We start from the raw sequence: 13,967 nt of genomic DNA on the forward strand, positions 1-13,967 counted from the left end.
TTTTATTTAAGACGGAAATTCACCAGTCAAATATGCTGTTTTAATCACTAATGGCTTCTGACATGTGAGTTTGGATACATTTACGCGTAAGTTTGGAGCAAATACTCCGGATTTCGAGCTTTTACTCGTGAGTTTCATACGTTTACTCGTGATTTTGAGCGTTTACTCGTGAGTTTCATACATTACATGTGAGTTTGGCGCGTTTACTCGTGAGTTTGCAACAAATACTCGTGAATTTTGAGCGTTTACTCGTAAGTTCGGCGCGTTTACTCGTGAGTTTGCAACAAATACTCGTGAATTTTGAGCGTTTACTCGTGAGTTTGCAAAAGGAGCCCCCGCCTATAAGCGAGGGCTTTCTTCTGTTCATTCGAAGTGAACGTCTCTTTAAGTCATTTGGTTATCCATATAATCACTGTATGCTTTTTCTGCTGCGGCTTCCGAAGTGAACAAAGCATCATCATCCTCAATCGTATGAAATGTATCGTTCAGGAACAAGGCAACTGCATTGGGATCTTTGGGATGCGGAACAATTTCCGCTGCCCTTATATTCGAAACGGTAGGAACATGGGGATTATTATAAATCACAAACACCTCGTCTCCGACTTGCACTTCTTTTGCATTGATTACACCCATTGAATTCTTCCTTTCCATTACTGATTTTCCTTTAGTTTATGGAAAGAAGCTTTTAATTATTTATGAATTATAACAGGCCTCGCAAGCTGCATTATCTGAATTGGGCCCCTTCTATATGAAGGAGCCCTGCCATTCACTTAAGCATATTCATCTTTTGTAAAAAATCGATCGGATGCTGTTTCCGGAAAAATTCCCTCAGCATATAGGCAACACCATCTTGATCATTGGAGCGCGTCACCCATTTTGCCACTTTCCTTACTTCCTCATCCGCATTGCCCATGGCAACTCCCAGACCAGAACCGGCAATCATTTCCATGTCATCCAATCCATCTCCAATCGAGACGATTTCCGTTCTTTTCACCTCTAAGTGGTCAGCTAAATACAATACACCGCTCCATTTAGAAACACCCTTCGGAACGATTGTCATCTTATGTCCTGGATGTAAGATTGCATCGACTTCAGGGAACATTTCCTTTATCAATTTCAATATATCATTACGATCACTTTTTTCTGAAAATATTATGTCCATCTTCGTCGGGGCCATAGGCTGGTCAATAAGCTCTTCACTGATATCGTCCACATAATTTTGAGCATATATATTTTGATCATTCAAATACATAACCGTTTTACCAAGCAAATTCTCCGGAAGGTTCACCCGATTTCCCAGCGAGTATTTTTCATGAATGAGCAATATTTGGCACGTGGTCTTTTCAAGCATTTGCACGAGCTCTGCAGTCAGTTCTTCTGGTATTCTTTTTACCATTATCGGCTTTTCTATGGAAGCTCCGACAAAGGCTCCTTGCTGAGCAACGATCATCGGATTTATTTTTAGGGCTTTGGCCACTTTTTTTGCTGAGTGATAGTTTCTTGACGTCACAAGTGCAACATGGACACCTTTTTGGTGAACATAATCTATTGCTTCTTTAGTCGATTTATTTAAACGGCCATTCGACTGGAGCAATGTCCCGTCGATATTGACCGCAAGTAGTCGATATACCATGCTGATCTCCCCCATCTGTAGTATCCTCTTTCAAATTTATGACTAAAATTTGGAGAATAGAACAAATAGTGGTTCACGACCCTTGCACCGGTGCTTTCAGGGAACAAAAAAACCCCCAACCATTATAGAAGGGAGTCTCCAATCGCTTATTGCTGTTGTTCAGGCAAGCCATATAAATCTTCAAGCGGCTTCATGATAATTTTATTGAGGTCTGCGATGACCATGCTCATCCGTTGTTCCGCTTCCATCAATTGTGAAATGGTTGGGTTTTGTTGGACAAGCTGGACCGTCTTTTGTGCTTGCTCAACCTCTTCCGGTGCAATCTCCTGTCCCATCATTTGCTTTTGCTGCAATGACATCTGGAGATTACGGAAGTTTTCAAACATTCCTTTTGTTGCTACATCAGAATTGACAAGATCATATAAGCGTTGCAAATCGGCATATTCATTACTTGCCCTAATCGCCTTTTCCATTTCATACGCTGCATCATATACGTTACTCATTTATTTCCCCTCCCGGTAATCATTGTATTCCTACACCTTTTCCACTATAACAAATCCGGTTATGAATTACACGTCATCCTATTAAAACAGTTACGAAACCTTGAAATAAACCGATGATTCCACCAAGCAAAGCCCCAAGGTATGTAATCATCGACAATTCCTTCTTAGTGATGGAAACGACCATTTCCTCAAGTCGGGACACCGAAAATGACGAAACCTGTTCTTCCACGATATCGTCCAAATGTAGTTTTTGGAATAGCGGCTGAAAATGATTGATTAAGTACTCGGCACCTTTTTCCACGAAAATCGGGACGCCCTTTTCCACAATGGTGTCCGAGAAATTGGCCGTCAATTCTCGAACCGGCTTATTCATGATCGAAGCGACAGGCAGCATTTCAGCCGTTTTTTCGGTAATCATTTGTTTTATCGTTTCTCGTCCGACCATTCCCTCGATTTTCTCTACATCCCATTTCTCGAGATTTCCCCACTCTTTCACCATCATCACTGACAATATATCAATCGTTCTCGATTGTTCAAAGAATTTAATGATTTCCGGCTGTATCTTATCAATTAACCTTTCGTTTCCAATGAACATCTGAATTAAATGGATCAGCTTGCCACGTTCCTTGAAAAAATCATCCAACATGTCTTCAAGACGGCTTTTGCCTTCTGCACTGTCAAAATATTCTTTTCCCTTTTTCACGATGAAACGTGACAAATCAGGAATCGAGTCGAGGGCTTTTTGCTGAATGTGCGGCGGGACGATATCCTTCAAGCTCTTGCTCCTATTCTCTTCCGACCAGGTTTCATATTTACCAAGAATGAATGTTTGTAATCTCTGTTCTAACGTAAATGAAGAATTCTTCATTCCCAATTGATCAAGCAATTGAGCAGTACTTTTTTCCGTGGACAATGCTTTCTTTACTTCTGTCTTCAAGAAAATTTTCATATTCTGTATAGAAGCATCATTGATGACTTTACTTTGAATGCTCACTGGCGTGATTAAATGATCAACCACCAATTTGCCTAATTGTTTCGCTAACTCATCCTGCCGCTTCGGAATCAACCCTGGTGTCAACGGCAGCTGTTTCCCGAAAATATAGATTGGTTTATAAGGTCTGAACAGCATTCTGATAGCTAATAAATTAGTGAAGCCTCCTATTACAGCACCTACGACGACCATAAACAGTATCGTTACCCAAAACTCACCCATGAATTTCTCCTTTTATTGCTTGAAATAGAGGCTTGATGACACCTTCTAATAAAAAAAACATAGAATGTGTTATCCACATTTGCCCAGCATTTAATTATAAAAGGATATCAAACTTAGTGCAAACGGGGAATTATTATGAACCTTAACCATCACAAAGTTTTCATTACGGTAAATCCCGCAGAGACTAGAAAGAAGGCGCTACTGTTTATCGAAGAAAAACTATTTGAGGAATGGGGCCTTCAATTTGGAGAACCCGTAACGATCATGGCTGGATGCCGTTCCGTCCCGGTACTTGTCCAGCCATTCCCGTCATCCCAGCCTACATTGAAACTTTCATATGATATGAACCAAATTTTATCCTTACCCACTTTTTCCGATCCAATCTCCGTCTCATACCATGCGGAAGGAAGGTCAATTAAAATAGGCCCATTCTTCGCTTCACTCATGAATCAGACTCCCTTACAAGACGGGACATTCGGCGAGATGGAAAAATTTTATCAGGAAATGAAATCATATTGTAATCAGCAGGGCATCCCCTTCTATTTAGTAAAACTGCAGTCTCTTCAAGATGGAGTTGTGGAAGGCTACCTGCCAGGGCAAGATGGCTGGCAAACCTTGCCCCTCCCCATTCCTGATGTATTTTATAACCGGATACATTCGCGCAAACTTGAGGAATCACATTCTTTCAAGCTGTTTAAAACTGAACTGGAGGAACGGTCGATACCGATGTTCAATGGAAGGTTCCTCTCCAAACATGATGTACATGAGCTGCTAATCTTAGAAGATGAGCTGTTGCCAAATTTGCCAGAGACGATTCTTTTTAACGAAAAGGAATCTTTCTTCACATTTATAGAAAAGCATTCGGTAATCTACTTTAAACCCGTATCAGGCAGCCAAGGCAGGAATATTTGCAGATTAACGCAAGTAGCTGGAAAATGGAAAATCGAGCAATCTGGACATCTCCAGGATGTGCATTTTGCTGATACGGATGAAAAGTTGTATGAAGCCTTAAAAAGATTTTCCAGAAAACAATCCTTCATTCTTCAAAAAGGGATTTCCCTATTCGAAACCGATCAGAGAAAAGTTGATTTCCGCATACTTCTTCACCGGAACGATCAGCTTGAATGGAAAGTTTCATCAATGGTTGCCCGGATTGGGGACCCTGGTACTATCGTTTCCAATATTGCACAAGGCGGATTGATGAAAAATGGGCCGGATTTTCTAAAGGAAGCATTTGACCTTCAGGACGCCAGCCGCATATATCAAAAGCTCGTACGGCTTGCTAAAAACACTGCCCAGGCCTTAGTGGAAAACCATGACGATTCATTCGGTGAGCTAGGGATCGATTTAGCACTGGATACCGATACCCACCCATGGATCATCGAAGTGAATTCAAAACCTTCGAAAAAATTTCAAGGCAACTATGAAACCTTTCGTCCATCAGTAAAGTCAATCATAGATTTCATGCTTGCCCTTAACCGCGAAAACCATCCATAAAAGGAGTTGCTAGCACGTGTTAATAGGATTAATGGCCGCGTTGGATACACATGAAAACAACTACTTCACCGAAATAGCCAAAACCGCTAAATCATTTAATATGAAAGTTTGTAAATTCTCACCGGAAAATATTGATATGGATCTGAAAAAAGTGAAGGGCGAGCGTTTTGATGCCGAGAACGAAACTTGGATCGCCACAACTTTTGATTTACCTGATTTTGTATATGATCGCTGTTTTCACGGATTAGTACGTGAGTCAACGGAAACTCGACACAAAATCGATTGGTTAAAAGCTAACTCGAATTTCTTAGGGCTTGGCCTTCCTGGTAAGTGGGAAGTGTACCAAATCCTAAAAAACCATCCACACCTACAGGCATTTTTTCCAGAGACCGTACAAGTGACGACACCTGAAGATATTACCGGTCATTTGGAACGCATGGATAAAATCATCATCAAACCTGAATTCGGTGCAGGCGGTACAGGAATCTATCTCCTTTCAAAAACCGAAGACGGCACTATGGTATCCATGACGAAAAAGGGCACCAAATATGACCGCCAATTCCCCTCCAAATCCCAGCTTAACAAATGGCTGCAGCATTTATTAAATCGATACCGTTACCTCTGCCAGCCATATTTGGAACTTTGCAGCCAAAATAACGAGCCATTCGATTTACGGATTTTACTTCAAAAAAACGAAAAGAATCAATGGATGGAACGGGGCCGCGGAATTCGTACGGGACAAAAAGACGGAATTACTTCAAATCTTGCCACAGGCGGGGAAGCCATTTCATTGGATACTTTCATCAAAAGAAACCCGGAAACGATTTCGATTGCTGTCGAACAAAAGATTCAGCATATCCTTCGTTCCCTGCCCGTAGAAACCGAAGCTGTCTTTGAAAGATTATTCGAGTTGGGGATTGATCTAGGCATCGATAAAAAAGGCCAAATATGGATAATGGACATTAACTCGAAGCCCGGAAGGAAAATCATTCAGGCACTACAGCCGGAGACCATGAAAGATATTCATCGCGCACCGTTTCAATATTGCCAGTATTTAGCCGAACATCTTCAGAAAGCAGGTGAATAGAAAGTGAGAAAGACTTATCCTGCCGAAATTGCCGCTATCCCTGGCAATGTTCTCTACTACCCTTCAGAGCTTGGAGATTTGGCAGAGATTGAATTAATTTATTTCGGACGACATTCATGTCCTGCCATCGTCAAACAAAACCCGGCAGTCAATCAATCAATCGTCCTATCGGAAAGTCTTGCTGAATCTCTAATATTCGATCATACCGATATTCCCCTTCATTTATTTATTTACGGCAAGAGCATCCATATCGGACCGCTTGTCGGAATCTTTTCCTCAGGTTTTACTGGCCTTTCAAACAAACCATTAGGGGAGAGATCGGAATTTTTTGCAAAGCTCCTTTCGCTTAGCAGGACCACAGGCTGTATCCCCTTTGTTTTTGGAGAGAATGTAATCAATTGGGATGAGGAGACAATCAAAGGCTATGTGTTTGATAACGATGACTGGCACATTAATGAATTTCCTTTTCCTAATGTCATCTATGACCGTCTCCCAAATCGGTTGACGGAAAACCGCGATGGACCTAAAGAAGTGAAGCAGAAATTCCAAAAAGACTTTACCATTCCATGGTATAATCCTGGGTTTTTCAATAAATGGGATGTAAATGAAAGGTTATGCGCAGATGAGCGGGCACTGCCATATTTGCCGGAAACGTATCCATTTCAATCCATGTCCGTTGTGGAAACCCTTCTTTCCCATTACCGGCAAGTTTATATAAAGCCCATTCACGGCAGTCTCGGTCTAGGGATTCACCAAATTCTTTATGATAAGCGTGAGAATGTTTACTATTGCCGCTATACAAATGAAGCAAAAGAAAATAAACTGCAAAAGTTTTCCACATTGGAATCCATCGTTAAACATATTTTTCACGACCGACAGCTTGAGAATCTTATCGTGCAGCAGGGCATCCCATTAATTCGATCTGAAAAACGTCCAGTGGATTTCCGGGTCCATACGAACAAGGACAGTAATGGAAAATGGCAGGTAACCGCGATTGCCGCAAAAATCGCCGGCGCCGGCAGCGTCACGACCCATATCAAAAGCGGGGGTGCCATCAAAACGGTTGCCGAACTGTTTGGAGATGGCGATGAGGCGAAAGAAGTCGAACGAAAGCTATCGGATGCCGCACTGATTTTAAGTGACAGTATAGAGAAGAACTTGGACGGTATCATTGCAGAAATAGGATTTGATTTTGGATTGGATAAAAAAGGGCAGGTTTGGATGTTTGAAGCCAATTCCAAACCGGGACGTTCCATCTTCTCCCATCCAAAACTCAAGGATTTCGAATTGCTGACCAGAAAGCTAAGCCTTGATTATGCCATTTATCTCACGGAACAGACGATTACGAAATCAATCAGTGTGCCGCGATGAACATTTTTTACGATATCCCCACTGAAAATTGGTACCACAATCATGAGAATGCGGAACTTTTCGCCGGCCCTGCCGAAGAGGAAATCAGCTATAAAAAGGACCATTTGAATCAACCCCTAATTCCAATCACAATATTTCCGGATAACCGGATGCTTGTCGTCGGGATTTTAACTGTTTCCAATCCCAAAAAGGAATCAGGTTTGGGTGGAAACCTGACCCTTTTTCGGGACCTATCCTTATATTTATTGAAACATGGAATATTGGCGTATGTATTCACAGGAAATTCCCTTCATTCCAACTTGTTGAGAGGGTATGTTTTTTCCTCCATTTCAAACGAGTGGATCGAATGTAAAGTGCCCTTCCCTGACATCGTCTATAACCGTATCCCCTCGAGGAGCTATGAGGCGTCAGAGGAATTCCAACACCTCATCAAATATTTTAAAGAATGCCGAATGAATCTGTTCAACCCCTGTTTCATAGATAAATATATGATGTTCGAAGCATTAATTGAAGATGGATCCCTCACCAATTACCTTCCGCCCACCGCTCTCTTGCGAAACAGCGGTTGCCTTGATGCTTTCCTGGAGACCTACAGGCATATATACCTCAAACCCTGCAAAGGAAGCCAAGGGAAGGGCATTTATACCATAATCAAAAATGATGATGATACACTATTGTTCAATAGCTTAAAGCATAGTGAGTCCTTCCCGGATTTCGCGTCATTCTGGGAAACAAAAAAAAGGGACTTATTAAAAAGGAGCTATCTGGCTCAACAGGCGATCATACCAAATAAACTTTTTGGACATCGTTATGATTACCGGATTCTCGTCCATTATGAAAAAGGTTTTTATAAAGTGACCGGCAAAGCGGTAAGGATGTCGCAAACTCAGGAAATCACCACCCACACTCCCCGAGGGGGTAAGCTTTTTCCTTATCAAGACCTGCAATCAAGAATCCTGAATCTAAAATTAGCGAATATCGCCCAAAAATGCGGAGAGATACTTTCGAAAAAAATCGGGTTTCTCGGAGAGTTTTCCATTGATATTGGGGAAGACGAATCGGGCTCGCTCTTCATATACGAAGTGAACTCAAAGCCTATGCAATTCGATGAGGAGGCAATTGAAACAAACAGGCTTTTGCATTTAAAAAATCTTTTCATTGAATTAACTTTTCCTAACCTGACAAAATAACACCTCCAGCTGCCGTTTTCCATTATAATTAAATGAGAAACTGTATATATGGAGGTAATACATATGATCACTCATTTTCAATGGGCACCATTGCATAAGAATCTGCCAGGATGGAAAATTTCCTTTTATTTCAACAAGCAGGCAGTGCAAGCGTTGTATCATAAAGATGGATCCATCGAGTGGACAGCCAATCCGCCTTCCGAAACAGATGAAACCAAACTCAAAAGCATGATACATGATTTAATGATCTTCCATGTATATGAATGAACCCCCTTTACCTTCATGAAATCCCTAAACAGAATAAAAAAAACTCCTTTGCCTAAACTAAAGAAAAGGCTAGGAGGGATTTATTTTGGATAAAGAAAAAATGACATTTTTGAAGGATACCGAATATGATGGCAAAGACTCCGTTTACCTGGATATCGACCGTATCATCAATGAAGGAATGGCGGGCGGAAATGTGTATGAAGTCGCTGACCTTCAGAACATCGAAGAAGCACATGACTTTTATGATGAAACAGATCCCAATATCAATAAATAAATTATGTGGGCTCTCTTATGGAGAGCTCTCCTTTATTTGATGTGGACTTACCTATCCCGTTCATCTCCAAGTGTATGCAGTCAGACCGTTAAACGGATAACATTCAAATAGTTCCATTCTCCCTCGCACTTAAAATATTTTCGTTTAATATCGATGTAATGATATGTTCTGAATCCCATTCGTGCCCAGATATCTCTATAAGGGGATAGCGATTCGGTAAAACGACCTGCTGGATTTCATGAACGGTCAGTCCTTGGGAATGTAAGCGTAAAATTTCACCTTGGAGGTTTTCCAAATAATCTAGTTTTTTTCGAAACATTTCCTTCCCATCAGGGACATGCCCAGCATGGCAGCAAAACACTTCCCCAAAGTCATATTGAAGTAATTTTTTTATGGAATCGATGATGACCGGGACAGACTCTTCCCGTAAGACAAGCTTCGTTTTTGGTGTTACGAAAAGGTCTCCTGAAAAGAGCATGCCATTACTGTTATTCAAATACACCATATGGTCCTTCGCATGACCCGGGGTAAAAATCGGCTCCCATATTTGGGTACGGGAATGAATGGCCTTCCCTAGCGGCTCAGCTTTAAAGGCGTCTCTCTTTCCCCAGAAAATTTTGCGATATTCAGGATATACAGCATCCTTTGCACAAACCTCAACCGACATCGGGTGAATGAAAAGCGGGACCTTTTTATGTTCCTGTATCCATGCAGCGCCCCCCGTATGGTCTTCATGATAGTGAGTCAGGGCCACTGAGTCGAAGTCTGCGGACTCATAGAATGGAATAAGCTCTTCCATTAAAATCTGTGCTCCAGTATCTATTAATAGGCCATCCGTTAAAAAGACATAAACACTCATCCCCGCCTTGTTCCCGCCAGGAGTCCCGTGCACACAAACCACATCATTTATCGTCTTAGTCTCTATCATTCAATTGCCTCCCCATCATTGTACAAAAATAGTTTCATCTTCCTTTTTTTAACTTCACTATAATAAATGTAGTACCACTTTACCTTTTTGACAAGAAATATTGGAATAATTAACCTGGATGGAAATGCTGGATTATTGACATAATAGCCCTTTTCCTCGAATCGTTTTAACGGACCGTACCAAATAAAACAGACGCTTGCGGCGAGGAGGCTTGGCAGATTGCTGGCTGAAAGGAAGCGGATTTATGAAAGCAACTGGAACATTAAAAAAACTGTAGACAAACTCGCTTTCTTCGAATTTGTCTACAGTCTAAAGCGATGGAGTTTTTACCCCATCGCTTTTTTGAATCTTAATACCTTCGGGAAGTAAAAGGAATCAAGTCCTAACATTTTTCGATTAAAATCATCCTTTTCACCAAGCACATAAAATGTGCCGTCAATACTTCCGTATAGTAAAAGAAGGTTTCAACCTACTGTCTGTTTCCATAATCCAAGAAGATCACTTTCATGTTGTCTGTGGATACCTGCTTTTCTATCGGCACTTTCCGGACGGCCCTTTTCCCAATTCCAAATATCTTCGAGAGTTTCTGAAAGGGGACGGAATGTTAGTCCATTATTGATGGCTTTATTGTTATCGACAGCCAAAAATCCATTCAAAGGTTCCTTAGCTCCCGGTAATGGGAACTCTTCCGGTATCCATAAAGGCATTTCTCCCCACGGTTCTACTTTATTGTCATTTAAAAATTTTTCAGATACCCATGTAAAATCAGCATTACTTCTTGTTACCTTTTTGCAGCCTTCAAGTAATTGCCCCATAGTTAGTGTATAATCTGGTCCAACGGCATTATATGTACCTGTCATACTTTTTTCTATCATTTGTATGATCCATTGAGCCAAGTCCCTTGCATCGATAACTTGGATTGGACGTCCAGGGCGTCCAGGAGATAAAATTTCTCCCCCTTCCGCTATTCTTTTAAGCCAGTACGGCAATCGGTCAGTGTAATCATATGGACCCACTATTTGCCCGGCACGAATTGACAAGACTTTCCCCGGCAGTTCCTTTTCAGCTGCTTTTTCGCTTAATGATTTTAACGGTCCATAATATTCACCGTATATCGGTCCAGCAGTTCCGCGGGTGATTTCTTCTGCTTTATCTTCATTCAGTGTATGAACCTCCCCATTTTCATCAATACCGGGTTCGGTTGGATCACTATAAACTGAGATGCTTGAAATATATGTATAATGTTTAACTTGATTAAGCAATCTGCAAGACTTCGATACAGTTCGAGGGATAAAACCCGATGTGTCAATGACTGCATCCCACTGTCTTCCTTTCAACATTTCCAGATCCCCGTCGCGGTCCCCTCTTAACTGTTCGATTTCGGGAAAAACATAAGGATCGCTACCACGATTAAAAAGTGTGACATCATGCCCTTTCACTATCGCAGCTTTTGCTAAATATCGGCCTAGAAACCGTGTGCCACCCAATATTAAAATCTTCATAAGATCTCCTCCTCTTTAACGATATTCCATAAAGCATACGCAATACCCTTTCCTAAAATTAACAATACTTGCAACTTTTCTTTGAACTCTCTTTTTGAACCATGAATTTCCCTTCTCGGAAAAACTGGCAATATCCTATTCTTTTGAACTTTATTCTTTTTCGCTATAATGATATGGAAAGGGAGAAAGAAGGTGGAAACGATGCTTGAAAATCTCAAACAAAAATTCCCGAACACTCTTACCAATAAAAAGGATACTGATGATATTTCTGACTATGTTTGGTTCGAAGACTCAAGAAGTATACTTGGCATTCCCCGTTCAGAAATCACAGCCGAAGAAATCCGTTTATTGGAATTGCTTTTTGCTCCTTCCATAAACCCAAATAACCTCAATGTACATCCAGACTCATCATGGGAAACTTTTTTATCCGAACCGAATGCACCATTGCCTCTAACTAGCTGGGAGAATGTTCGATTTCTTCATTTTAAGCTGACTCATGCTGATTTTTCCAACTCCGATTTTGAAGAGGCCTTCCTCGCTTTCGTTCCATCTGACGCAGCTATTGTCTGGGAAAATGAAACGGCAGGAGTCTTAATTGAAACCGACAAGGATGAACCATTATCAAATAAAGAACTAATCGCCATTTCTTCCACACTTGAAAGTGACTTTTATGTTAAGACCCGTATGTTCACCGGGCGCTTTCACCCTGTAAATCAAGACCTTCATCTTCACTGGACTCAGGAGAAAAAGTGTTTTGATTTGGCACAGGTGCACCTGCCGGATCTAAAGGTGGCTGATTTGGCAGACATCATCCCTCACTCATTAATAAATGATCCATCCGTTAAGAATGATAAGTGGTATATCAATGAGATTCTTGGCAAGACCAAACAGGATACTGAACTTATCAAAACGATTAAAACGTATATCGAATGTAATTCCAATGCCACCTATGCCGCCAAACAGCTTTATATACATCGGAACAGCTTACAATACCGAATCGATAAATTCTCTGAAAGAACTGGTCTCGATATTAGAAACTTCCGTCATGCCCTTACTGCGTACTTGATACTTTTACTAAATGATTAAATTCCAATACAAACAGGTAATATCATCCTTTTTTGTGCAATGTGCCCATACTTTTTTCTAAACCGATAGCTTAGACTATAGCTAATTGGTACAAGTAATCAGGAGTTTAAAAGGGGGATTTTTCATGGCAGAGTTAGTGTTAGATCATATATTCAAGATTTATGATAAAAAGGTGACGGCTGTTAAAGACTTCAACCTTCGTGTTGCCGATAAGGAATTCATAGTTTTTGTGGGACCTTCAGGTTGCGGCAAATCGACGACATTAAGGATGATTGCCGGACTGGAAGACATTTCCCAAGGGGATTTATACATAGACGGCAAGCGAGTCAATGATGTCCCCCCTAAAGATCGTGATATTGCGATGGTTTTCCAGAACTATGCCTTATATCCCCATATGTCCGTATATGACAATATGGCATTCGGATTAAAGCTCAGGAAAACGCCAAAAGCGGAAATCAAGCAAAGGGTCAATGAAGCGGCAAGGATTCTCGGACTTGAAGAGCTGCTAAACAGGAAACCTAAAGCCCTTTCAGGTGGTCAGCGCCAGCGTGTGGCACTTGGCCGTGCCATTGTAAGGGACGCAAAAGTTTTCTTGATGGATGAGCCATTATCCAATCTCGACGCAAAGCTGCGGGTTCAAATGCGTGCGGAAATCGCTAAACTACATAAACGGCTCGACACCACTACGATATATGTCACGCATGACCAAACAGAGGCAATGACCATGGCGACACGTCTTGTTGTAATGAAAGATGGTGTCATCCAACAGGTCGGTGCCCCAAAGGACGTTTATGAGAAACCAATAAACGTTTTCGTCGGCGGCTTTATCGGATCGCCTGCCATGAACTTCTTTACCGGAACATTAAAAGAAGGCAGAATTAAAATAGGCGAACAAACGCTTGAAATACCTGAATTGAAGATGAAAATGCTGCGTGATCAAGGATATGCCGGAAAAGATATAATCCTTGGCATCCGTCCGGAGGATTTCCATAATGAAGGAGCCTACTTCACGAAGTCCCCTAACACTACATTCACGACCCAAATTGATGTGGCCGAACTCATGGGCGCGGAGATCATGCTGTACTCCACATTAGAGGGGCAGGACTTTGTTGCACGAGTCGATGCCAAGAATATTATCCAGGCAGGCGAAAACATCGAACTTGCACTCGACATGAATAAAGCACACTTTTTTGATAAAGGGACCGAACATCGCATTTTAGTTGAAGAAGATGAACAGATGCAGGAAAGCATGAAGTTATCTGCCAATTAAACGGAAAAAGACCCGTTCATTGAAGTGAACCCAAAAAGTTAGACACTTTATTTACTTAGGCAGCCTTGAGGGCATGAACCCGGTAATCTACCGGGCTCATGCCTTTTAATTTTACCTTGATTCGTTGATGATTGTAGTAATGGATA

The 13,967-nt window shown here is 41.4% G+C and carries 16 protein-coding genes; 8 read left to right on the plus strand and 8 right to left on the minus strand.

Features of this window, described 5'->3' with window-relative positions; genetic code table 11:
- Positions 1–384: 384 nt before the first annotated feature.
- The 5 genes from Q8G36_RS09700 to Q8G36_RS09720 all read right to left on the minus strand — a co-directional run bounded on the left by Q8G36_RS09700 (position 385) and on the right by Q8G36_RS09720 (position 3,795).
- Positions 385–651, minus strand: a complete 267-nt coding sequence (locus Q8G36_RS09700; RefSeq protein WP_241590686.1) for a transcriptional regulator SplA domain-containing protein — start codon at positions 649–651, stop codon at positions 385–387.
- A 115-nt stretch (positions 652–766) separates the two neighbouring features.
- Positions 767–1,633, minus strand: coding sequence for a Cof-type HAD-IIB family hydrolase (locus Q8G36_RS09705; RefSeq protein WP_305159685.1), 867 nt, complete (start codon positions 1,631–1,633; stop codon positions 767–769).
- Between the two features lie 146 nt (positions 1,634–1,779).
- Positions 1,780–2,136, minus strand: a complete 357-nt coding sequence (locus Q8G36_RS09710; protein WP_305159684.1) for a YlbF family regulator — start codon at positions 2,134–2,136, stop codon at positions 1,780–1,782.
- 73 nt (positions 2,137–2,209) lie between these two features.
- A complete protein-coding gene (locus tag Q8G36_RS09715) occupies positions 2,210–3,349 on the minus strand; it encodes a DUF445 domain-containing protein (protein ID WP_305159683.1) in 1,140 nt (379 codons plus the stop codon).
- Between the two features lie 239 nt (positions 3,350–3,588).
- Positions 3,589–3,795 carry a hypothetical protein gene (locus tag Q8G36_RS09720; protein WP_305159682.1) on the minus strand — a complete coding sequence of 69 codons (207 nt, stop codon included), beginning with the start codon at positions 3,793–3,795 and terminating at the stop codon, positions 3,589–3,591.
- A 37-nt stretch (positions 3,796–3,832) separates the two neighbouring features.
- Here Q8G36_RS09720 and Q8G36_RS09725 point away from each other — a divergent pair, with 37 nt between their 5' ends.
- The 6 genes from Q8G36_RS09725 (at position 3,833) to Q8G36_RS09750 (ending at position 9,035) form a co-directional block, all read left to right on the plus strand.
- Positions 3,833–4,846: a YheC/YheD family protein gene (locus Q8G36_RS09725; protein WP_305159681.1), complete on the plus strand. Its 1,014-nt coding sequence runs from the start codon at positions 3,833–3,835 to the stop codon at positions 4,844–4,846.
- Between the two features lie 16 nt (positions 4,847–4,862).
- Positions 4,863–5,933: a YheC/YheD family protein gene (locus Q8G36_RS09730; protein WP_305159680.1), complete on the plus strand. Its 1,071-nt coding sequence runs from the start codon at positions 4,863–4,865 to the stop codon at positions 5,931–5,933.
- 3 nt (positions 5,934–5,936) lie between these two features.
- Positions 5,937–7,304, plus strand: coding sequence for a YheC/YheD family protein (locus tag Q8G36_RS09735; protein WP_305159679.1), 1,368 nt, complete (start codon positions 5,937–5,939; stop codon positions 7,302–7,304).
- A complete protein-coding gene (locus tag Q8G36_RS09740) occupies positions 7,301–8,494 on the plus strand; it encodes a YheC/YheD family protein (RefSeq protein WP_305159678.1) in 1,194 nt (397 codons plus the stop codon). Before Q8G36_RS09735 ends, Q8G36_RS09740 begins: the two co-directional genes overlap by 4 nt.
- A gap of 63 nt (positions 8,495–8,557) precedes the next feature.
- Positions 8,558–8,761: a YheE family protein gene (locus Q8G36_RS09745; RefSeq protein WP_251433303.1), complete on the plus strand. Its 204-nt coding sequence runs from the start codon at positions 8,558–8,560 to the stop codon at positions 8,759–8,761.
- 85 nt (positions 8,762–8,846) lie between these two features.
- Positions 8,847–9,035: a hypothetical protein gene (locus Q8G36_RS09750; RefSeq protein WP_137017041.1), complete on the plus strand. Its 189-nt coding sequence runs from the start codon at positions 8,847–8,849 to the stop codon at positions 9,033–9,035.
- Between the two features lie 103 nt (positions 9,036–9,138).
- Here the strand turns inward: Q8G36_RS09750 and Q8G36_RS09755 are convergent, their stop codons facing one another.
- Positions 9,139–9,963, minus strand: a complete 825-nt coding sequence (locus Q8G36_RS09755) for an MBL fold metallo-hydrolase (protein ID WP_305159677.1) — start codon at positions 9,961–9,963, stop codon at positions 9,139–9,141.
- A 464-nt stretch (positions 9,964–10,427) separates the two neighbouring features.
- Entirely contained in the window at positions 10,428–11,465 is a 1,038-nt protein-coding gene (locus Q8G36_RS09760; protein WP_305159675.1) for an NAD-dependent dehydratase, read from the minus strand.
- A gap of 201 nt (positions 11,466–11,666) precedes the next feature.
- On the opposite strand from Q8G36_RS09760, the gene Q8G36_RS09765 reads away from it, so the two are divergent.
- Both Q8G36_RS09765 and Q8G36_RS09770 read left to right on the plus strand, forming a co-directional pair.
- On the plus strand, positions 11,667–12,551 hold the full coding sequence (locus Q8G36_RS09765) for a PucR family transcriptional regulator (protein WP_305159674.1): 885 nt from the start codon (positions 11,667–11,669) through the stop codon (positions 12,549–12,551).
- A gap of 124 nt (positions 12,552–12,675) precedes the next feature.
- Positions 12,676–13,821 carry an ABC transporter ATP-binding protein gene (locus Q8G36_RS09770; RefSeq protein WP_305159673.1) on the plus strand — a complete coding sequence of 382 codons (1,146 nt, stop codon included), beginning with the start codon at positions 12,676–12,678 and terminating at the stop codon, positions 13,819–13,821.
- Positions 13,822–13,876: 55 nt separating this feature from the next.
- On the opposite strand, the gene Q8G36_RS09775 is transcribed toward Q8G36_RS09770, so the two are convergent.
- On the minus strand, positions 13,877–13,967 hold a 91-nt coding region (locus Q8G36_RS09775; protein WP_142398304.1), incomplete at its 5' end, for an IS3 family transposase.

Origin of the sequence: Peribacillus frigoritolerans (assembly GCF_030676415.1) — a bacterium.
GTDB lineage: Bacteria > Bacillota > Bacilli > Bacillales > DSM-1321 > Peribacillus > Peribacillus frigoritolerans_A.